A 21152-nucleotide genomic window follows, 5' to 3' on the forward strand; every position below is an offset into this window, starting at 1 on the left:
TACAGTGAAATTATTAAAACAAATCACATTTATCATATTAATGACTACCGTATCATATACGGTATGTGCACAAGGGCAAGGCTACATGACACCTTCTCCAGAGCTGGCAAAGCTTGTTGATGCACCATTGATCCCTACATCTAAATTGAGTGCGAACGGTAATTGGTTGGCATTGTTACAGCGCAATAGGGTGCTTACGCTCGAAGAGCTTGGGCAGCCAGAGCAAGCGCTTGCGGGGATAAAGTTCAACCCGCAAACTTTTATGCGGACCTCCAGCCGCCAATATAGCTCTATTGAGTTTAAACATGTCGCAACCGGTGCCTTAATTAAGGTGACAGGTCTACCTAAAGGCAAGATCAAGTCGCCAAGTTGGAGTGCAGATAGCCGCTATCTCGCGTTTATTCTTGAACAAGAAAATAGTGCTACGCTTTGGGCTTACGATATTGAGCAGCGCAACCTTAAACAGCTCACTCAATCAACTTTAAATGGCGTGGTGACTTCAACGCCATATCAGTGGTTGCCAGACAGTACTGCGATTATCGCAAATATTGCTATTAATCATGGCAAACAGCCAAGCGCAAAAGATAAATCTAGTCTAACACCAATAGTACAAACCACATCTGGCAAAAAAGCATCGACACGCACTTATCAGAATTTGTTGTCTAGTCCCTATGATATTCAGCTATTTAAGTTCTATTCTGAGGGGCAGTTAATTAAGCTAAATCTTAATGCTAGCGCGCAGCAAATTGGTAACCCAACCTATCTTAAACACTTCTCTGTTTCGCCAGACTCTACCAATCTAGTGGTCGGTATGATGGCCGATCCTTTCTCATTCCAAGTGCCTTACAGCCGTTTTCCTGCGGTATGGCAGGTGTGGGGGATGCGCGGTTATCCATTATTTGAAGTGGCAAGACAACCACTAGCCGACGCACTGCCAGCGGGCTTTGATAGCGTAAGAGAAGGCCCTCGCAAGATCCAATGGCGTGACGACCATGGCGCGACGTTAATATGGGCCGAAGCGCAAGATGGTGGGGACATGAGTGCGAAGGTTGATTACCATGACCACCTTTACACGATTAGTTCGCCATTCAAAAAAGAGCCTGAACTTTTCGCAAAAGTAGAACGTCGTTTTTCGAGTATTGAATGGGCCGATAACAATGTTGCGATTTTGAATGAATGGCGCTTTGCCGATCGCAGTGTTCGCTCTTCTGTATTTTCTCCGCGCAATCCAGAGCAAAATCGCGTGGTGTTTTCAGAGCGCAGTTATAATGATGCATACAAAGATCCTGGCAACTTTGTATATGAAAATAGTGATTTAGGTTCAAGAGTGTTGAAGCTAGTTGGAGGCAGGTATTTGTTTTTAACGGGCGACGGTGCATCTGAGAAAGGCAATATTCCTTTTTTAGATCGTTTTGACGTAAAAACCAATACTTCAACTCGTATTTGGCAGTCGAGCGAACCTTATTACGAACGAGTGCGTGCAATGTTAGATGACGAAGGTATGCGCTTTATTACTGTGCGTGAATCACGCCAAGAGCAACCTAACTTTTTTGTCCGTGACTTACAGTTTGATACTTTGGAGCAGCTAACTAAGTTTGCGCATCCTTATCCTGCATTTAAAGGCGTTGTAAAAGAGCAAATCAAGTACAAACGTGATGATGGCGTTGAGTTATCTGGTAATCTTTATCTTCCTACAGATTATGACCCATCAAAAGGTCGTATACCTGTGTTGATGTGGGCTTATCCGCTTGAGTTTAAAGATAAAGCCGTTGCCTCACAGGTGCGCGAATCGCCTTATCAATTCCCATATATTGGCTATTGGGGACCTATGCCGTATTTAGCAAAAGGTATTGCTGTTTTTGATGATCCGACGATGCCGATTGTGGGGGCTGGTGATACGCAACCTAATGATACATTTAGGCAGCAATTGGTTGCGAGTGCGAAAGCAGCTGTTGATACCTTAGTGGAAAAAGGTATAGCAGATCCTAAGCGCATTGCGATTGCAGGGCATTCGTATGGGGCGTTTATGGTGGCTAACTTACTTGCCCATAGTGATTTATTTGCCACTGGCATTGCACGAAGCGGGGCTTATAATCGCACCTTGACGCCATTTGGTTTTCAGGGGGAGCCGCGTAACTTCTGGGAAGCGCAAAACGTCTATGCCAGTATGTCTCCTTTCTTTCACGCGGAAAAAATCAACGAACCTATGTTGATGATCCATGGAGAGGAAGATCCAAACTCAGGAACTTTTCCTATGCAATCTAAACGTATGTTTGCTGCAATGAATGGCTTGGGTGGTAATGCTAGGCTGGTGATGCTGCCAGAAGAAGGCCATGGCTATAAAGCACGAGAAAGTATTTTACATGTACTTTGGGAGCAAGAGCAGTGGCTTGAAAAGTATCTGTTCCCTGAGAGAGAAGAAGCAATCCCTGAAGACACGTCAACAGATGAAATGATCTCGGTCGCAACGGAAGCGACAGTTAACTAACAGTAAATCGATACAATGGAGGGGGTAGTAGATCTACTCCCTCTATTTACCCTATTCAATTATACGAAACTTAAGTTTCCTACTCTTTACTGGATACTGAACTGCCGACGGAAGCGGTAATTACCATAAAAATGGCAAGCCATTGCCAAACAGTCAGCAACTCTCCAAGAATTAAAAAGCCAGCCAACGCCGCAACAGCAGGTTCAACGCTCATTAAAATACTAAACCCTTGTGCGGGCATTTTTCGAAGCGCTACCATTTCTAGGCTATAAGGCAGGGCGCTGGATAATAAACCAATTGCGATACCTAATGGGATTAGTGACCAATCAAGCAGTGCAGCACCTTGAGACACCACGCCAAACGGCACGATAGCAAGGGCTGCAACCGTCATGCCGATTGCCACAGTCACCCCGCCGGAGCTTTCATTGCCTGAGCGCTTACCGTAGAGAATATATCCAGCCCAACAAGCGCCAGCAACTAAGGCTAAAGCAACACCGACTGGGTCTAAGCCATTGACATCGCCAAGATCTGGTAACAATAGCAAGATCCCCAAAATAGCAAATGCAACCCACAAATAATCACGTTTCCGTTTAGATGAAAACAGCGCTACGGCGAGCGGCCCAGTAAACTCTAATGCCACACCAATGCCAATAGGGATACGTTCAATGGCATAGTAAAAGGTGATATTCATGCCGCCCAAGCACAGGCCATAAACGATGAGTGGTCGCCAGTTTGTTGGTAAATGACGCCAAGGCTTGAACACCAAGCATAAAATAAGAGCTGAAAATCCAAGGCGATATGCTGTGGTACCCTCTGGCCCCACAAACGGAAATAACTGCTTGGCAATAGAGGCACCGGATTGAATGGTGACCATAGCGCAAAGTAGGCATAAAATCGCAATGACAAAGTCGCGGCTAAGTAGTGGCATTGAGACCCCAATAAGATAAATAACAAGCTTAAAAATGGCGATATAAGGCTAGTCTAATCGTGTCTAAATAATGGCTCAATTACTTTTGTATATTTTATGCCTTTCTTGGTTTTTGAAATGGTTATTTGTTGATTTGTTTACTTTTAATTTTCAATGTTTTCTTTTTATTATCGTTCCAATTTTGTTTACGTACTCAGATAGTTAAGCCAAGCACTTTCATGTTTTTGCATATTTTTATGCTTTTTCGAGTCTAAGTGCGCGAGCTTATCGCTGTCATTGATAAAAGGGCCTGCTCTACAAATGGTACAGTAATTATCACCCAGGTAGTCAGGCACTTTGAGCTTTTCTTTGATGGCGTGAGCTGGGTTAACAGACCAGTAATAGCTAATACCGCTGGTGTCTTTTACGTGTTTATCACGGTCGACATTGCGAATTTGATACTCTGGGAACTGTGAAATCTCAAATCGAGATTGGCCGAGGTAATATTGCTCAAGTCCGTTGACAAGGCTGCCTTCTAGATCCCACTCAATATAGGGCTTTACGTCCTTTGAGGTAATGATCCCGAGCTGAGCGCCATCTGGGTCAAGTGCATAAGCCGCTGCGTTTATTAAGAATTCTCGCAGCAATTTCCGATTGAGACTGTTAACGCTCAAGGTCTGGTTTTGGAAGCTTTCAAACGAACCAAATGCAGGAATGAGAGGAAATTGAAAAATAACTGCATCAAAGGCATGCGACGGCACATTTTGCCAACAATGTGCCTCAGTGACATCAAATTGAGTCACTACATTTACCCCTAAATCATGCAGCTTATCAAATGCATTATCTTGATATTTATGCTTAAGTTCACTTTCACTGTCGTAAACACTGGCAGTAAGATGGGCTGGAGCAAAATGTTTTGCTAATGAATATGAGAAGCTTAAATCGCCGTCACCAACGGTAAGAATACGCCAGTTTTTATCGAGTATCATGTAACAATCTAAATCAGTAAAAGGAGGAGTTTATCAAATCCGGCTATTATCTTGTAGCAATTGGCTCTTTTATTAGTTTAAAGCCAACTAGACAGAATACACCAGCCAAAAACCAAATCCCTCCAGCCACAATTGCAAAACTGGTAGTTTTTTCAGGGAAAACAATGGCTAGCGGCAGTGTAATTGCTCCCCTTACTAAACATAACGTTGAAATAGTAAAGATGGCGGGGCGAAGCATAGGTAATGGTTTGATCCACTTGAGGGCGGAAAGTGCGTAGGCGGCAGTGGTTAGAAATAATGCGGAGATAAAAACGGTTGCAGTAGGCGCATACCAAGTGCCTGCGATGGCGGAGTCGATAATATCTGCTGGAGCAAGTTGCGCGCGATAGCAACTAGCACCCAAATAAATACATGAAAGATGTGCAACTGCAGTAAAGATAGCAATACCCGCAAATGTTGAAAGGAAAATACAGCCTATTATCCTTTTAGTCTGGTATTGCATTGATTTCCTTTATTTATATCGGAACGGTGTAGTACCATTATTTGTCTATTATAAGCGTTTATAACTCAGCATACCTAAATGAAGAGTTCTCTTTAAGAAGTAGTATACACGTAAAAAAATACAGAGGAATAAGTGCCCAAAATGTATACGAATAGGAAAACTCGCTGCCAAAAGCCGTCATTACACACCCAACTAAAGGCATTGCAATGCCCAGAAAGTAATAAGCTCTGCTTTTATAAAGCCAACCAAATGGAATGAAGTGAGAGCCAAAAAGAATGGCGAAGGCAAAAGGGAACCAATTTGGGACTAATTGAAATACTAAGATTAATACTGGCCAATATAAAAATTGGGCGCATGCTAACACCGTCCCTAAGTTTGATAACGGGGGGTGTTTAGCAAATGGATTGACTTTGAACATTTTTGAGATTAGGAAGGCTATTGGGAATGTACTTCCGGTTGCAAAAATCACCATGACCAAAGCTTGTCTTTGCGGCATAAAATGAATGGCTAAAGTACAAAAGCAAATTACCATTAAACCTGCAAATGGGAATCCTATCCCTTTTTTAGTTAGGTTTATTAATTCATCTCGGTTGTCCATAATATCTCCCTGAGTCAGCCTTTTGCTCTCTCTAGCCATTGGGTATTAACCTTATCGTACCTCTGAAATTCGCTTTCGGTTGCTATGTGTCTGTAAAGAACTTGCTTATCAATGCCCTAGTTGGTCGAGTAAGTCCATTACTTCAACGCTGGCATGTTCCATTTGGTTAAGCTGTTTTACTGCGCCTTGAGAATCACCTGCTTTAAACTTTTTCATTGCTTCTACACCAGCTCTATGGACTTCTTTATGCGGAGCTTCTAGGCGTTTAAACGCATTGTGACCACTAAACTTTTGGGCGCCATCGCCACCAAACCACTTACCTAAGCGGCACATCGTATGATCGGCAAAGTCACTGATATTTTTATGGCTATTGCCAATAATAACGTTGTATACGTCTCCTTTCCAAACGACATGATCGAGCTTTACGGTCTGGATAAAGGTTTGAGTAGTAGAGACCAAAATGGTGTCTTTCATTGAATCACAACAACTTACTATTCCTTCGTATTCATCGTTTAGGTGTCCAATACTGTCAGATAGGGTGATATTAGACGCTTGAATTTCTTCCACGGCACTCACGGTTGTATGAGTCGTATCGATGATCTTTTTGACCAGATCGGAGACTTCGTTGGCGGACTCGTTGGTGTTGGTTGCCAGTGCACGTACCTCATCGGCGACAACCGAAAAGCCACGGCCAGCTTCACCCGCCCGGGCGGCTTCAATAGCAGCATTAAGCGCTAACAGATTCGTTTGATCTGAAATTTTTGAAATCGTCGTGACAAAGGTATTAATACTATCGGCCATCTGTGATAGGCCAGAAATATTGGTGGTCATTCTGTCCATATTGCCGCCGAGCTGCTCCATTCCCGTGAGTATTTTACGCAATGCGGTTTCAGATTTAGAAAAGGCGGAGTTTACTTGCTCAATTGAATGGCTTTCTTCTTCAATACTCATAAAGCTTGCAAGAACGGTTTCGCGGATCCCTTGCACTTGGCTTAATCCAGTCAATGCACACTGCAGTAGTTGATTGTCAGTATTATCATTGAGTGCAGCTTGTGAACTTACAACTTCTTGTTTTAATGACTCATTTTCAGCAACTAATTGCGCATTCGCATGTTTTAAACTGGCAATCTCTTGTTGCGCGGCTAATAAGGCTTGTTGGGTTTCATTGTTTGTAAATAGTTTTGCAAACACGTTATTTTCCCTTGTAACTTGATATTAACGCAAGCTTAGCAATCATTGGAAAATAGTGCTACTTCTTTAGGTTTTAAAAAAGCTATAAATTTAGAGAAGTTAGCGTAGAATTGTGATTGGATTTTGGCGCGCTGAGCGTCATTGAAATTGAATCAATAAAACTGTGTTATGATGTTATCCTCGAGCACTAGATCTGAGTGATTTACCGCGTTTATCGCCATACATATGCTCATCGGCTTCGTGGATGATGAGATCAGCTTGTTTAGCTGGGTCAACTTTGACCATTCCTATACTGACGTTAATTTTGTAATCGTGTAATCCCTTTAATAATGCCGCTCTTACTTCGTCTGTATCTGGAAGCACCGCATTAATATAGGCAATAAATTCGTCTCCCCCGATACGAAAGCTGTAGTCTAAGCCAAAGTAATCTTTCATATTCTGCGTAAACTTAATCAAAACCTCGTCGCCAATATGATGGCCATAGTTGTCATTCACCTGCTTAAAATTATCTAAGTCGAGGTAGAGTAGCCATTGATTATCAAAGCGATGTGTTTGCAAGCCTTCAAAACATGCGCGACGACTGCCCACGCCTGTCATCGCATCATGGTTAGCTTCATACCGCATCCGCTCCTCTAATAATCTTCTTCTCTCTACTTCTTTTTTTAGCTCTGTAATGCTGGCTCTTTTGTTGGTGATCATGCAGTAAAAACCAAAGCTGATGAGTAAAAAACCGATATTTTTTAAAGAAGTGTCAAAATTAAGTAAGGGAATGGAAAAACCGTCGGTAAAATTATCAATAATATCAAGGAGTAGACCCGCACAATACACAAGTAGGGCAAGGCGTAAGAACGGATTTGCGATTTCTCTGGTGATCAAATTGAATAAAGTGAAAGAAATACCGAACCAAAACAATTCTTCGTAGCTCTCGTATTCGTAGTGACCAATATAGTACATGTAGCCACCAAAAAAGATGATGGCTATCCATATAACTAAGGGAGCTAACGCGTGTTTGATCAAAATACTTTGGCTTCTGGTGCTTCAGTTATCTTTAGTTATAGTTAATTGAGCTTAAGAAGCAAGCCGCTTATGCGTTTAACTCAAGTGCTTGAGCAATCATAAATAGATGGCTAACAAAAACGAGAGAAGTCAGTACTGTTCGCATTTTTTGATAGTCTTTATGATAGTCACCCCAGCGAGACGAACTGCGCTCTATAAAATATACAAGCCAATATGCGATAGCGAGATAGAGAAGCAGCCATTGTGGTGCTGCAATACTAAGTAAGGGATAAGGGATTACCACAATCACGGCCAGTATCGCTTGTTTGTAGGTTTGCTCACCTGCACGCCATAAATTTCCGGCCATAAAAGCTAGAATCCCTAGACTGTAAAACTGAAAAGCATGAAGCACGTCACTTGATACACCTGTCATTAGCGTCCACGCGATACAAGCCAAAAAGGGAATGAAGCCAAAGTAACCAAGTTGAATATGATTGAAATACGGGTGCATAGTTACGCTCTGCTGTAGTTAATTGCTGGGATCATACCGTAATTATCTTATTTTTATACTCTTATGCTGAATTAGTTGATCACTTAAAAGAGAGTTATCGGTTTTTTCGATTACAGTGATTCAAACAATCCATTTTATTTAATTATCACTTCCCCTTATCTTTGTACTCAAGCCAAGGCGAACAGTAATCGCCAACATTATTTTAAACTAAACAACAGTGAGGAAAGCGATGAGCACTTCATTAATCAATACTAAAATTCAACCATTCAACGCAACTGCATACCATGGTGGCGACTTCGTAGAAGTTTCTGAGCAAGACCTACTAGGCAAATGGTCAATCGTATTCTTTTACCCAGCGGATTTCACTTTCGTGTGTCCAACAGAGCTTGGCGACTTAGCTGACTACTACGCACAGCTACAAGAAATGGGTGTAGAAGTTTACTCTGTATCGACAGACACGCACTTCACGCATAAAGCATGGCACGATGCGTCAGACACCATTAAGAAAATCCAATTCCCAATGATTGGTGACCCAACAGGCCGTATTACTCGTAACTTCGGCGTGATGATCGAGGAAGAAGGTCTGGCACTTCGCGGTACTTTTGTTATCAACCCAGAGGGCGAAATCAAAGTTATCGAAACGCATGACCTAGGTATTGGCCGCAGCGCCAAAGAGCTAGTACGTAAAGTACAAGCTGCTCAATACATCGCATCTCACGATGGTGAAGTATGCCCGGCATCTTGGCAGCCAGGTGAAGAAACATTAGCGCCTTCACTAGACCTAGTTGGCAAAATCTAATTTGTCAGGGGAGTGCGATATGCACTCCCATCTCAACCATCTAGATGAATCAAATTCATCGTTTTTGCGAATTTTTACTGTAGTTTCTGCAGAGGGTTACCTTATATGTTAGACAACCAAATTAAAACTCAACTACAAAGCCACTTTAGCTCTCTACAACGTCCGATTGAACTCGTCATTACTGTTGATGACAGTAAAAAATCGCAAGAGCTAAAAGGGTTAGCACAAGACTTAGCGTCATTGAGCGACAAAATTACTTTATCTGAATCAAATGAAGGTGAACGTATCCCACAAATGGTGGTGCGTGGCGTTGAAACAAAGAGCGAAATTACGTTTGCCGGTGTGCCTATGGGACATGAGTTTACCAGCTTGGTACTTGCATTATTGCATTCAGGTGGCCATGCCACTAAAGCATCGGCAGACGATTTGGAACTGATCAGGAATATAGATAACGCATTGAACTTTGAGATTTACATCTCACTGAGTTGCCAAACTTGTCCGCAAGTCGTACAGGCCTTGAATCTCATGGCGGCTGTTAACCCAATTATTACCACCACCATGATTGATGGCGCTTTGTTCCAAGAAGAAGTGGAATCACGCAATATCATGGCCGTGCCAACCGTGTACTTAAATGGTGAGCAATTTAGCCAAGGCGCAGTGAGCCTGAGCGATATACTACTCAAATTGGATAGTAAAGCTGGTGAAAAACAAGCGGCATTACTTAACGAGAAAGACGTGTTTGACGTGCTCGTTGTAGGTGGTGGCCCTGCTGGTGCATCAGCTGCAATCTATGCTGCTCGCAAAGGGTTAAATACAGGGGTAGTTGCGGAGCGTTTTGGCGGCCAAGTTGCCGATACTTTGGGCATTGAGAACTTTATCTCAGTGCAAAAAACCGAAGGTCCTAAGTTGGTTGCACAGTTAGAAGAGCATGTTAACCAGTATGGCGTTGATGTGATGAAGAACCAGCGTGCAGCGGCAATTAACAAAGGTGAAACCATTGATATCACACTTGAAAGCGGTGCGGTATTAAGGGCCAAATCTCTAGTCTTGGCAACAGGTGCACGATGGAGAAGCATGAATGTACCCGGCGAAACCGAGTACAAGGGTAGAGGTGTAGCATATTGCCCGCACTGTGACGGTCCATTATTTAAGGGGAAACCTGTTGCAGTCATTGGTGGCGGTAACTCGGGTATTGAAGCGGCTATCGACTTAGCAAATATCGTTGAACACGTCACGGTATTAGAATTTGCCGATACGCTCAGAGCTGACGAAGTGCTGATCAAAAAGGCGAAAAGTCTTGCTAACGTTACCATTATTAAAAACGCACAAACCACCGAAGTAGTTGGTGACGGCAATAAAGTAACGGGTTTGAACTACACAGATAGAGTGAGCGGCGGATCGCATTCATTACCATTGGCTGGCATTTTTGTACAAATTGGGCTTGTACCAAATACTGAATGGTTAAAGTCGAGTGAAGTTGCACTTAGCCGCTTTGGCGAAATCGAAATTGATAGCAAAGGTGCGACTAGTCTAGCGGGCGTTTACGCCGCAGGCGATGCAACCACCACACCGTTTAAGCAAATCATAATTGCGATGGGTGGTGGAGCGACAGCAAGCTTAGGCGCTTTTGATTACCTAATTCGGTTAGGACAAGACGACGAGCAAGCTGCTTAACTTCTCGCATTACTGGAAAGAATCATTGCAACAATACACCCATGCAATGCTCCCAAGCCACACTTCAACAGTGTGGCTTTTTTTGGCTTAGGTTTCTAAGACTCATCGCTGCGTAAAGCATCTCCTACTCCAAATTGTATAGTGACTTGTGGGTGGCGGTTTATCCGGCGAGAGGTTACTAGCTTAGCTAATAGGATTTTGGTTGAATAAGAAACACAAGATCGCTGCGTAAAGCAGCTCCTACTCCAAAGTGTAGTGTGTCTTTGGGCTTTCTAGAAAGCAAAAAAGCTTTGAATTGTCCGTGCTGTCGCCTCTTTGTCGCCAAGCTTTCACTTATTTGGCGTTTTAAACTTCATATTTTTAGGGTATTACTTAATAACGCTAGGGAATAGATATAAGTGTAAAAAATGAAAATTGATGCCGCTTTAATAATCAGGCAAAGGATGCTCAAGGGGTGGACCCAAGAGCAATTAGCTGGTGCTTCTGGTTTAAGCAAAAGAACCATTCAGAGGGTCGAAAGAGAGGCGAGTGCTTCCATGGAAACTCAGAAGGCACTAGCTGCCACTTTTAATTTAGCTTATGCGAGTCTTACTCTTAAGGAGGCTAGAGTGATGAAAAAATATGAATATAAAACAGTTGAATTACCATTTAAATTGCGCTTTTTTAAATCAGGGACACCAGACGTGCAGTCGCTATTAAATGCTGAAGGGCAAAATGGCTGGCAATTAAAACAGGTTGTTATTCCTGCATCAGGCTTTGGTGAATCTGATTCCATGGTTGTTATTTTGGAGCGAGAGACAGCATAACAGAGCTAGTGTTGGCTCGTCTGTTTACCGGTCGTACCATCACTTCAGATCTGGTTACTATCCATGCGTTGTAATGGCGCTGCCGATATAAACTGCTCAAAATGCTCACACCAAATAATAACGCTTTGAAACTGGGCCAGATCAACTTGGCGATACTTGGGCAGCACGAACTGCGAAAATTGGTTAATGTTGGCAATTTCCACCATGGTGTGTTTTTGTGCTTTAAAATCGGCTTCTGTTTCAATAAATGTTTTGGCGAGGTAGAGGCGATAATCAGGCCCAGGGGCTATCTCACCCACAAATGCAATGTGGTTATCCGTAAAATAAATCTCACCAGTGGCGTAATGTAATGCGTCTGAATCTTTAAGCTCCTTTTTGAATTGGCCTTTGTATGTTGCGGCTTTACTGATCTCAAGTATTTCTGTGTAGCTAGCCGCCGGAGGTTGCGTCATTATCGGTAAAGTGTACACACCCATAATAAACCCTATGATAAACACCACAATGAGCAATAGTAACGTAAATAGCGTCCGCAAAATCATTTCCAAGTGAGCAATAAAGTCAAAGTATAGCCAAATTATAAGGCTCTAGTAGAAAAAACGGCTGCGTAAAAAAAGGGTTGTTTTTAATTTTGTTGATAAGAAAAAAGTGCTTTTATTAAATGTAATTTAGTACCCAATGTAGATAAAACTTTACACAGAGTAGTGCCTTCTGATTGTTAATTATTGGAGAATAAAGTATTTCAATTGTTTTGATTATTGTAATAGTCAGAGTAAACAGGTGTTTAGGCCGGAATTATGGTGTAAAGGTGTTTTTTAATCTAACCATAAAGTACTGAATGTAATTAATAATCTCATCTATTGTTATTGATTTTTGCTTGGGTAAAATGCCTCTAGTTCGAGTTGATGCTCATAATAAGATTAACTTGGATACTTTTTTGTTACAAAAATGAAGGCGAGCATGCCATGGACGTACGATAGCTTATCAGTTGTTAAAAAATGACAGCGTTGTTTTTTACTGCCGAAGTACAGTGGCGTGACCAAGATAAGTTGTGTTTATCAACGAGTAAAATCTTAGTGCGTAGAGCAAGACTGAATTTCGTGTGACAAGCAACAATAGATTCTCGCTCATTCTAATCTTAATCGAAGTGGCGGTGGTCACTTCTCTAATACGAGTAGAAGAAAATGAAAAACTCTATGTTAACAGTCAGTATTGCCATGGCACTTGGCATGGCTGCATCGAACGCATTTGCACATGGTTATATGGATAGTCCAAAGGCAAGACAAGCGATTTGTGAGGAGCAGGGCGGATTTTGGTGGCCAAAAGATGGAAGCAATATCCCAAACGCGGCATGTCGAGCAGCTTACCTAGCATCTGAGCATGTGCAGTTTATTCAAAAGCATGAGTTTGCAGCAAATGTTCCGGATTATTTTAATCTGCAAGCGGTACAAGCTGTTGTTCCTGATGGACAACTTTGTGCGGGTGGCGACAGAAACAAAGCGGGTATGAATATCGCGTCGAGTGAGTGGCAAAGAACTGCGATAACGCCAGATGCTCAAAACCAAATTAAAGTGAAATTTCGTGCAACAACGCCTCACAACCCTAGCTTTTGGCAGTTTTATCTCACCAAACCGGAGGCGGATATTCAGTCAACGCCCCTAGCGTGGCAAGATTTAGAGCTAGTGCAAGAGTATGGCAATGTAGACTTCTTCGTCGCACCAGACGGTAAACGCTATTATGAAATGCAGGTCGCGGTGCCGAGTAAATTCAGCGGAGATGCTATCTTATATACGCGTTGGCAGCGTGATGATGTTGTAGGTGAAGGCTTTTACAATTGTAGCGACGTCACCATAGTACGAGATACTACACCGACTGAGCCGATAAGTTGGACGTCTGCTGGTTTTTTATCAAACAGGGTCAACTGGCTAATTTAGGCGATACGGTATGGCTACGCGTGTTTGATGGTGATGGGCAAGAATTGGTACAAGAAAAACTGTCGATAACACAAAGTAATATCAATCATTGGGCTGCGCAATTTGCTAGCACACTTAATAATAATCATGCGAATACGCTGCAAATTGGCGTACAACAAAGTGACGGCAATATTGTATTTGATGCTGCGCAACTCGCTGCTAATCAGCTGTTTGTAAGTTTTCCCCAGTACACTTTTAACCTTTCAATTCTAGCTAAGCCACAAAACCGCGCCCCTGTGGTTCATACCCCTGCCGATATCACGCTAAAAGAAGGCTCAAGCACATCACTTCATGTTCATGCGTTTGATGATGACCAAGATCCACTCACCTTTGCATGGCAGATCCCTGCGCCACTGAGTTATAGCGGTAGCGGTGCAACTATCACGTTGGCTGCGCCTGAGGTTCAGCAAAATACCGACTATCAGGGGCAAGTCACCGTTTCTGATGGCACGTCTGAAAAAGCTGTGAGCTTTACCATCACAGTGACTAACCAAACCGCGCCACCAAATGGTGATACGTGGCGTGCCGATCAAGTTTATACCGCTGGCGATACCGCAGTGTATCAGGGAAAAAGCTATCGTGCTAAATGGTGGGTAAAAGGTCAGCAGCCCGATCAAAGTGATGCGTGGGAGCTGGTCGATAAGTCCGATGCTAGTAACACATGGAATGCCAATAAGGCATATACAGGCGGCGACAGAGTGAGTTATCAAGGCGTTGAATATCAAGCGCGCTGGTGGACCAAAGGTCAACAACCAGACAAGCACTCAGTATGGCGCAAGCTGTAGTCTAAAACCCCGCTGAAAAATCACTGGTAGATACCACTGCCAGTGATCTTAATCTCAAATGCAAGTGTAGCAGTGTTGATTTTTAGACAGACGTTAAATTTATAAAAATGCAATATAGAAATTTTTAGTCATTTTATTTGAGTTTAGTTGTAAAAAAATATTTTCTCACTATTTAGCTGGGTTTTTAAACTTATTAAATAAGATGTTATTGTGATTTTGTGTATTTTATATTTGTTGTGATATTTTCATTTTTGCAATTTATAGATTGTTGCGTATTTATAGGTTTTTAATTTATATTTTCGTGGTTTGGTTGAGTTTTTTGTTTTCAATGTTGTTATTATGTTGGTTTTTAATTAAAAGGAAATTTCATGAAAGTTTTATCTATTGGTGCGTTATTATTCGCTATAAGTACAACAGCTTTTGCTGGCAATCCAACGAGTGTAGGTGATGTTGTTGCTCGAGATCTATCAATTTCAGGCCTAGGTTGGGCTGGGCACGTTGGGATCTGGGACGGTTCAAAAGTACTTGAAGTATTGAATGATAACACTGTCATTCACAAAAACACGCTGAGTAGCTTTAAAGGTGCTTCCTCATACTGGGGCGCAAAGTACGGTCGCGGTACTAGGCATGGAGAAATCGTTGAAGCTGGGTGGGCACAACGTAGCTTTGATCCAGAATATACAATCACAGCACAATATACAGAAGGTAAATGGGTATATAAAAATGGTAGTTTTGTAAAAGTGAAGGCAAAGTTCCGTTGTGATACTTTTGTAAACTACTCATACAAAAAGGTTACTGGCGAGAATTTAGTTACCGTTTTTACTCCGAGAAATCTTTATAATAGCTTCCCAAGCACTAGGTAATTCGAGGTGGATATGAAACTAATTGCAAAATATGTAGCATTATCTTTATTAGCTGTTTTTTTGGTTGTCATTTATTTTGTATCCACAGCAGAAAAGGAAGTAAAAAAACTGCACAAAATAATGAGACCGTTCCTTTTATTAGCCAGTCCGAGCTCATAGCTACACTTCCCGATTTTTATGATATGGATGTTAAATTAACAGATAAAGAAAATAATAAAATGTTAGAGTTAGCAGATACGCTTAGTTTAACATTAAAGAATAGTTTTGGTACAAAGGCTATGCTTGATTTTGAAGCTGAGCTAATAGAGCTATTAAAAGATCCGAATATATCAAGAAAAGATAAAATAAGTATATTGTGGAATATGGTACAGCAGTTAGGCGTGGAATCAGAGCAAGGCTTGTATGTGCTTGAGTATATGAGTACCTTGGCTCCTATTGAGCTGTCCAATGAGTTAATTTTGCTATTCGAAAGTGCATCAGAGCGGGCAAAATTTGGCTTACTAAATGTACTTGAGACTATCTTACTGGTTAATGGAGAAGAGGCGAAAGTTTCTGCCATGCATTTATCAGAAGTAAAGCAGCAATTACTCGATGTAATTAGTGGTCAGCTAGCCAATGTGGAAGATCCTGCATTAGGCTTTTCAATTCTTGAGGCTGTTGTTGGTCACCTTCCTTTTGAGAAAGCCAAACTATTGATAGATGACCAGTTTGTGATATCAGAAAATAAATCTAATGACGTATCAAATGATGCTATCAGAGCAACAAAAGCTGGAATTTATAATCGTCTCGCATTGGCTAACCCTCAATCAAGGACTGAATTTTTGCCGCAATATATTGAAACTCTTAATAATGAGCCGTTACAAAAGGTAGAGCGAGAGTCGCTAAGGCAAGATCTCTTTAATATCATCAGAATAGATGAGTTTATGAATGAGGCTCCGCATGAGTTTAAGCAAACGGTGAATGCATTTTTGGCACGAGACCTTCCTGTGATGGACATCGACAGTGCTGAATTTGATTACGATGCCGTAAAGCTGTATTCAGATTTGTCAATTGCGATGGCAAAATTGAGTGCATCGGCTCAACGCTCTAGTGAGAGCATATATACACAACAGATTAATGCAGCTAAAAGCCCACTTGAGCAAGCGATTTTGATAAGTCGTTCACCGTATCAGCTAAATGAATTATTAACTGATGAATTTACCCGAGCAAGAATTAGCAATGACTTGCGAGCAGAGGCCAAGCGGATAGGTGCAGATTCTGCCTATGCTGATTTGCTAAACGATGCCGCATCTCGGTTGTAGGTAAACGCGTTGTAGCCACTTTTGGTTGGCTACAACACTTACTACGTAATCATATATTACATTAACTGTTGTGGTTTGATTTCAATATTAGCGCTATCAGAGCTTACCCATACTTCGCCATCTTGAATGGTAATAGTGAGCTTGATGCTACGATCTGCTAATTGGGCTAAAGCCTGAGTCGCACTATAATCCAAACTGAAAATACTCAGATTTTTAAAGTCGTATAATTTAGGCTGATGTTTTTGCCACCAAATAGCTTGATTATTTTCACCATAGGTGTAAAGGATCACTTGCTTTGATTTATTGCACGCTTTTTTAAGGCGCTTTTCATCAGGCAGTCCTAGTTCAACCCAAAGCTCAATCTCTTCGCTGTAATTCTTAACCCATAGCTCAGGTTCATCGTCAGCGCACAAGCCTTTAGTAAACTCAAGTCCCTCACACGCATTTAGTGCATAAGCAAGTAGCCTGATCATTAACCGTTGTTCGTTTTCAGAAGGGTGTTGAGCTAGCGTTAAATTAAAGTCTTGGTAAACATGTCTGTCCATATCACTGAGTGATAGTTGGGCTTTGATAATAGTAGATTTGAGCGCCATAAATTTGCTTAAAAAATTTTTGCGCCAGTATAGCGGGTTGAGATAACAATTTACAGAATGTGATTGTGGAAATGAAACACAGCCTCGCAATGAGACTGTGCTTATTTGAATTGCTTAACGTTCTAGCAGTTAATTACAGTTACTTGATATATGCCAAATATTGGGTAACGACTCTTGTAGTTTGCTTACTTGAGCACAGTCGATACTTGGGTTTCCATATAAACTTAAAGATTCTAGATTGGTCAAACCGAATAGCGGTGACAGATCTGAAATGTTGCTATAGTCCAACTCTAAACGGGTAAGGTAGGCGTAATTTTTTATTGTACTATAGTTTGTCAACTTAGTATTATCCAAGTCCAAATAAGTTAAGGTAGTAGGCAAGCCAAAAAGCGCAAAGTCATATACGGTTTGGTTGTACGTATTTAACTCAAAGGTGGTCAAAGACTGAGGAAGTGTAGCTTTAACCGTTAGTTCACCTGTGAGTCTATAGATGTCTAGATTCTGTAAGGTGTGGAGCTGAGCTAAGCTAGGATCTCGTAACAACGAACTATTAACTGAGCCATCCAGTCTTAAAGTCTTAATTGCTTCAAACTGTGTAATTCCATTAAATGATTCAATTGCTGAGCCATCACAATAGAGAGAGGTATTACGTACTGCATCTTGATATCTTTGATTTTTAATACATTGCTTAAATGCTTCATCGGTAATTAAGCTCAAATCGACCGGCTTAATAATACAGTTAGAGTTAGAAATATTTGTTGTTACACCATCGAGAGATTTTAATAGCTCCTGATCATCACAATAAATGGCACTACTTTGTATTTCAAGTCTTTCCAGATTGCTTAAACTGGCAAGCATGTCTGCTCTAAAAAACGTAGAAAAGCTGCTTAGTGTTAATGACTTCAACTTGGTTAATGATGCGATGTCAGAGATGTCAGCCGCTAGAGAGTAGTTAATAGAGAGAGTTTCTAAGTTTTCAAATTGAGATATCTGAGTGATATCTTCTAGCTCTTTAAAGCCGCTGATCTTGAACGATTTCAGGCTCGAGTTTGAACCTAGATAATCGAGAGTAGTGATTTTCTCTTCATTATCATAATAGTGACCTTTTGATAACTCAACTGATTCGAGCGCGGGGAAGTTAGTCAAGTTCACCATGTTTGAATAGCTGCTGCCCTTCACGTTTAGTGTTTTTAAGCTTGGAAATGTTGTTTCACTTGAAGCTTCAAATAAACTAACTTCAAGGTTAAGTGTTTCTAATGCATGCATTTTACTTAACGTATCTAGTGCAAAGTTTGAGTAATCGCTGTCGACGGTGAGGTCGCGCATATTTTTAAGCTCAGACAATGCGCTAAAATCCGCGTTATTATCCAATTCACGAATATACAATTCGGTTAGGTTTGGTGTGAAACTTAGCCAGCCTAAATCATTAATGTTATGCAGGCTATTAAGCTTTAATGATGTTAACTGCGGCATCGCTTGCAAAAATCTCAGAGAAGAAAGGTTTAAACTCTTCAAAGACAAGGATTGCAGTTCCGTTAAAGTTGATAGCTCACTGGCATTATCAACGCTTAAATTGTTTAATGACAGAGAGGTTAGCTTCGTATTACTAATGATGTCCGCAATATCAAGCTCAACATTGCTATAATAAGTACTAAGACCTAGTTTTTCCAACTCACTAAATTTTTCTAAGAATGAGAAATCTTCAATCCGCGTTCTGCTGAGTACGAGTGTTGTCAGATTTGTTTTGGCTTCTATTGCTGTTGAATCAGCGGCTTCGATAGTATCAAGTGTTAATGCCGTGAGGTTAGGTATGGCGCTTAAAAATGACAGTGAGTCCAGATCATTTATGTATGTCAAAGATAAACTCTGCAAGTTACTAAAGCGTTTTAGGGTACTTTTATCATCAATGCTTAGAGAACGTAGGGTCAAACGAGTGAGCTTATCACTTGGAAGTTCACTGAGCTGTATAGTTTCATATTGGCTACTATAGTTTTCTATTTCAAGCGTATGAAGTTGCGTAAAGCCTGATAGATCTAGCATCTGGAACGCTAGGCGTTTGCCAGAGCTATCTTCTTTGTTTTCAATAATAGACAAAGACTCAAGTTTGTTAAGCTTATTAATTTGTTCTAAACGTGCATCATTATTTGAGCTGTGCTCAGCTGCGGCAAACGCGTTATCGAGCTTTAACGCGGTGAGCGTAGCAATATGAGCTAACTCTTCGAGATTATCCAATTCTGCGTTTTTAATAGACACGGTTGATAAGCCGCTAATATCCGACAGCCCTGATAATGTTACAATTGGGTAGTCTGTACATTCCACAATGGAAATGCCCACATCTTGATGTGTATCTGATAAACATTGCGCCAGCGCCGCGTCTGAAATCGTTAAGCTTGAAAGTGGAGCGTAAGCATTTAGGTTGACAGTAAATTCTTGTGAGCTTGAGTCTCCTTTATCGTCTGTCGCAGTTAACTTAAACGTTAACGTGGTCGCTTCATTGATGTCAGGTGCACGAAATTCGAGCGTTTCGTTATTATTGTTTATCAGCTCGACTGTTGTTCCTGCCGTTTGCTCCCACAGCAAAGTTTCAATCGCACCATCTTCATCTGTTACGGTCGCAACGGCTGTGATTGAGTCTCTTTCCATTGCAGTAATTGGTGCTATGGTCGCAATTACTGGTGCTTTATTTGTTGATGTGACTGGTGTATTGCCTTTGTCACTGCCACTACCGCCGCAAGCTGCTAGAGTGGAGGTGAGTAATGAGGTTACGATTCCCTTGTATATAGCGCTTTTAATCATCTTGATATCTTATCTTGTTTTATTAAATAATCAGTCGGCGGGGGAGTGTACTGTATTTAGAAACTAGTTTCCAATAATTACACTAATAAATAAGTAGACTTTTTTTATTATCATGTGGATGTTTTTTAACATGCTGTTTATTAAATAGATATATTACTTAGACCTGCGAAACTTTGCGTTGGCTGAATTTTTATCGCTACTAATTGGCATTCCTAAAGATGTTCCAATAAGTTGTCGTTCTCCTATGAGAATAGTGCTTATTATTTTTGAATCGGCAGGCTTTATCTCTCGATAGGCCTATGTCAAAGTGCCATGAAGCGCACTGACTGAAGGCTATAAAATTAGGATAGGTATATGGATAAGCTAAAAGCAATTACGGTATTTAGGCGCGTTGTCGAGCTTGGAAGCTTTAGCGCGGCGGCCGATGATTTGTCGTTATCAAAGGCCGCGATAAGTAAAAATATCAATGAACTTGAGGCCTATTTAAAAAGCCCTCTTATTCATAGAACCACGCGTAAGATGCATGTAACTGAGAGCGGACAACAATACTATGACCACGTCAGGACTATTTTGGATGAATGGGCGAGTGCTGATCTTTCTATCATAGAGTCTTCGCAGCAACTTTCAGGGCTTTTAAGGATCAATATTCCAATGTCGGTAAGCATATTAATGTTAAATCCAGCCATTTGTGAATTTATGAAACAGTACCCCGAAATATCGGTAGAAGTTGTCATGAACGACCAGTATATCGACTTGGTCGAACAAGGGATTGATATCGCAATTCGTGGAGGAGAAGCACTAACAGACTCGACGCTTAGGTCCAGAAAACTAACTACTATGGATCGCGTTCTTTGCGCTTCTCCATCGTACTTAACACAATATGGTACACCTACAAGTCCTCAACAACTGATATTGCATAATTGCTTGGTTTATAGTCTATCTTCTTCAGCAACTAGGTGGACATTTTCGCGTAAGGACGACACTCAGGTTGTCAACATTCAAAAGAGTAACTATTCCGTTAACAACGGTTTGGCTTTAAAACAAGCGGCATTAGCTGGGCTTGGAATCATGATCCTTCCAGAAGTGTTTGTTGCAAAAGAAATAAACTCTGGTGAATTGCTACCACTGTTACCGGATTGGAAAATTAGTCCCCATGCGCTCTACGCGGTTTATCCCTATCATAAAGCGCAGTCACAAAAAGTGCGTGTATTCATTGATTTCTTAACTTCCTACTTAAAATATGAATGACTCAGAGAATAGTCTAAGCGGCACATAGTATGCACGTACGCTGCTGTTTTATTGTTTACTCTCAGTGTTTAATTTTTTTACTATAACTATGTTTTTCTACTCATCATTAATATTTAGACTTGGAAAATAGGCTCG

At 41.2% G+C, this 21152-nt stretch carries 17 protein-coding genes and 1 pseudogene; 8 read left to right on the top strand and 10 right to left on the bottom strand.

Features of this window, described 5'->3' with window-relative positions:
* The first annotated feature begins 4 nt into the window (after positions 1–4).
* Complete coding sequence (locus CTT31_RS18495) at positions 5–2488, top strand: S9 family peptidase (RefSeq protein WP_260492729.1); 2484 nt, start codon at positions 5–7, stop codon at positions 2486–2488.
* Between the two features lie 79 nt (positions 2489–2567).
* Here the strand turns inward: CTT31_RS18495 and CTT31_RS18500 are convergent, their stop codons facing one another.
* The 7 genes from CTT31_RS18500 to CTT31_RS18530 form a co-directional block, all read right to left on the bottom strand.
* Positions 2568–3416, bottom strand: a complete 849-nt coding sequence (locus tag CTT31_RS18500; RefSeq protein WP_039491207.1) for an EamA family transporter — start codon at positions 3414–3416, stop codon at positions 2568–2570.
* Between the two features lie 185 nt (positions 3417–3601).
* Positions 3602–4384, bottom strand: coding sequence for a DUF2431 domain-containing protein (locus tag CTT31_RS18505; RefSeq protein ID WP_260492730.1), 783 nt, complete (start codon positions 4382–4384; stop codon positions 3602–3604).
* 46 nt (positions 4385–4430) lie between these two features.
* Positions 4431–4886, bottom strand: a complete 456-nt coding sequence (locus CTT31_RS18510; RefSeq protein WP_211857444.1) for a hypothetical protein — start codon at positions 4884–4886, stop codon at positions 4431–4433.
* Positions 4887–4944: 58 nt separating this feature from the next.
* The gene (locus tag CTT31_RS18515; RefSeq protein WP_069021786.1) at positions 4945–5523 is read right to left on the bottom strand and encodes a DUF7010 family protein; all 579 of its coding nucleotides are present in this window, start codon (positions 5521–5523) and stop codon (positions 4945–4947) included.
* Positions 5524–5592: 69 nt separating this feature from the next.
* On the bottom strand, positions 5593–6675 hold the full coding sequence (locus tag CTT31_RS18520; protein WP_260492731.1) for a methyl-accepting chemotaxis protein: 1083 nt from the start codon (positions 6673–6675) through the stop codon (positions 5593–5595).
* Positions 6676–6849: 174 nt separating this feature from the next.
* Positions 6850–7629, bottom strand: coding sequence for a GGDEF domain-containing protein (locus tag CTT31_RS18525; RefSeq protein WP_017218245.1), 780 nt, complete (start codon positions 7627–7629; stop codon positions 6850–6852).
* 130 nt (positions 7630–7759) lie between these two features.
* Positions 7760–8182, bottom strand: a complete 423-nt coding sequence (locus CTT31_RS18530) for a DUF3429 domain-containing protein (RefSeq protein WP_211857443.1) — start codon at positions 8180–8182, stop codon at positions 7760–7762.
* A gap of 229 nt (positions 8183–8411) precedes the next feature.
* Here CTT31_RS18530 and ahpC point away from each other — a divergent pair, with 229 nt between their 5' ends.
* The 3 genes from ahpC to CTT31_RS18545 all read left to right on the top strand — a co-directional run bounded on the left by ahpC (position 8412) and on the right by CTT31_RS18545 (position 11461).
* Complete coding sequence (gene ahpC / locus CTT31_RS18535; RefSeq protein ID WP_010377859.1) at positions 8412–8981, top strand: alkyl hydroperoxide reductase subunit C; 570 nt, start codon at positions 8412–8414, stop codon at positions 8979–8981.
* 105 nt (positions 8982–9086) lie between these two features.
* Positions 9087–10655: an alkyl hydroperoxide reductase subunit F gene (ahpF, locus tag CTT31_RS18540; protein WP_260492733.1), complete on the top strand. Its 1569-nt coding sequence runs from the start codon at positions 9087–9089 to the stop codon at positions 10653–10655.
* Positions 10656–11062: 407 nt separating this feature from the next.
* Positions 11063–11461 (top strand): DUF4177 domain-containing protein, encoded by a 399-nt coding sequence (locus CTT31_RS18545; RefSeq protein ID WP_211857439.1) that lies wholly within the window; start codon positions 11063–11065, stop codon positions 11459–11461.
* Between the two features lie 44 nt (positions 11462–11505).
* Here the strand turns inward: CTT31_RS18545 and CTT31_RS18550 are convergent, their stop codons facing one another.
* The gene (locus CTT31_RS18550; protein ID WP_211857437.1) at positions 11506–12000 is read right to left on the bottom strand and encodes a DM13 domain-containing protein; all 495 of its coding nucleotides are present in this window, start codon (positions 11998–12000) and stop codon (positions 11506–11508) included.
* Positions 12001–12642: 642 nt separating this feature from the next.
* Between CTT31_RS18550 and CTT31_RS18555 the strand changes: the two are divergent.
* The 3 genes and pseudogenes from CTT31_RS18555 to CTT31_RS18565 all read left to right on the top strand — a co-directional run bounded on the left by CTT31_RS18555 (position 12643) and on the right by CTT31_RS18565 (position 16380).
* Positions 12643–14216, top strand: a pseudogene (locus tag CTT31_RS18555) (lytic polysaccharide monooxygenase).
* A 368-nt stretch (positions 14217–14584) separates the two neighbouring features.
* Entirely contained in the window at positions 14585–15079 is a 495-nt protein-coding gene (locus tag CTT31_RS18560; protein WP_130127242.1) for a hypothetical protein, read from the top strand.
* Positions 15080–15297: 218 nt separating this feature from the next.
* Positions 15298–16380 carry a hypothetical protein gene (locus tag CTT31_RS18565; protein WP_260492734.1) on the top strand — a complete coding sequence of 361 codons (1083 nt, stop codon included), beginning with the start codon at positions 15298–15300 and terminating at the stop codon, positions 16378–16380.
* A gap of 56 nt (positions 16381–16436) precedes the next feature.
* Here CTT31_RS18565 and CTT31_RS18570 read toward each other — a convergent pair whose 3' ends face one another.
* Both CTT31_RS18570 and CTT31_RS18575 read right to left on the bottom strand, forming a co-directional pair.
* Positions 16437–16973 (bottom strand): YaeQ family protein, encoded by a 537-nt coding sequence (locus CTT31_RS18570; protein WP_069021772.1) that lies wholly within the window; start codon positions 16971–16973, stop codon positions 16437–16439.
* Between the two features lie 129 nt (positions 16974–17102).
* Positions 17103–19769 (bottom strand): PKD domain-containing protein, encoded by a 2667-nt coding sequence (locus CTT31_RS18575; protein ID WP_260492735.1) that lies wholly within the window; start codon positions 19767–19769, stop codon positions 17103–17105.
* 354 nt (positions 19770–20123) lie between these two features.
* On the opposite strand from CTT31_RS18575, the gene CTT31_RS18580 reads away from it, so the two are divergent.
* Positions 20124–21017 (top strand): LysR family transcriptional regulator, encoded by an 894-nt coding sequence (locus CTT31_RS18580; protein ID WP_211857429.1) that lies wholly within the window; start codon positions 20124–20126, stop codon positions 21015–21017.
* Positions 21018–21152 lie beyond the last annotated feature (135 nt).

The organism is Pseudoalteromonas maricaloris, assembly GCF_024746855.1.
In the GTDB taxonomy this organism is placed as follows: domain Bacteria; phylum Pseudomonadota; class Gammaproteobacteria; order Enterobacterales; family Alteromonadaceae; genus Pseudoalteromonas; species Pseudoalteromonas maricaloris.

Excerpts from the sequence above, each read along its gene's own strand:
- CTT31_RS18500 (WP_039491207.1), bottom strand. The coding sequence starts at position 3,416 with ATGCCACTACTTAGCCGCGACTTTGTCATTGCGATTTTATGCCTACTT.
- CTT31_RS18505 (WP_260492730.1), bottom strand. The coding sequence starts at position 4,384 with ATGATACTCGATAAAAACTGGCGTATTCTTACCGTTGGTGACGGCGAT.
- CTT31_RS18510 (WP_211857444.1), bottom strand. The coding sequence starts at position 4,886 with ATGCAATACCAGACTAAAAGGATAATAGGCTGTATTTTCCTTTCAACA.
- CTT31_RS18515 (WP_069021786.1), bottom strand. The coding sequence starts at position 5,523 with ATGGCTAGAGAGAGCAAAAGGCTGACTCAGGGAGATATTATGGACAAC.
- CTT31_RS18525 (WP_017218245.1), bottom strand. The coding sequence starts at position 7,629 with ATGTACTATATTGGTCACTACGAATACGAGAGCTACGAAGAATTGTTT.
- CTT31_RS18530 (WP_211857443.1), bottom strand. The coding sequence starts at position 8,182 with ATGCACCCGTATTTCAATCATATTCAACTTGGTTACTTTGGCTTCATT.
- ahpC (WP_010377859.1), top strand. The coding sequence starts at position 8,412 with ATGAGCACTTCATTAATCAATACTAAAATTCAACCATTCAACGCAACT.
- ahpF (WP_260492733.1), top strand. The coding sequence starts at position 9,087 with ATGTTAGACAACCAAATTAAAACTCAACTACAAAGCCACTTTAGCTCT.
- CTT31_RS18545 (WP_211857439.1), top strand. The coding sequence starts at position 11,063 with ATGAAAATTGATGCCGCTTTAATAATCAGGCAAAGGATGCTCAAGGGG.
- CTT31_RS18550 (WP_211857437.1), bottom strand. The coding sequence starts at position 12,000 with ATGATTTTGCGGACGCTATTTACGTTACTATTGCTCATTGTGGTGTTT.
- CTT31_RS18560 (WP_130127242.1), top strand. The coding sequence starts at position 14,585 with ATGAAAGTTTTATCTATTGGTGCGTTATTATTCGCTATAAGTACAACA.
- CTT31_RS18565 (WP_260492734.1), top strand. The coding sequence starts at position 15,298 with ATGTTAGAGTTAGCAGATACGCTTAGTTTAACATTAAAGAATAGTTTT.
- CTT31_RS18570 (WP_069021772.1), bottom strand. The coding sequence starts at position 16,973 with ATGGCGCTCAAATCTACTATTATCAAAGCCCAACTATCACTCAGTGAT.
- CTT31_RS18575 (WP_260492735.1), bottom strand. The coding sequence starts at position 19,769 with ATGATTAAAAGCGCTATATACAAGGGAATCGTAACCTCATTACTCACC.
- CTT31_RS18580 (WP_211857429.1), top strand. The coding sequence starts at position 20,124 with ATGGATAAGCTAAAAGCAATTACGGTATTTAGGCGCGTTGTCGAGCTT.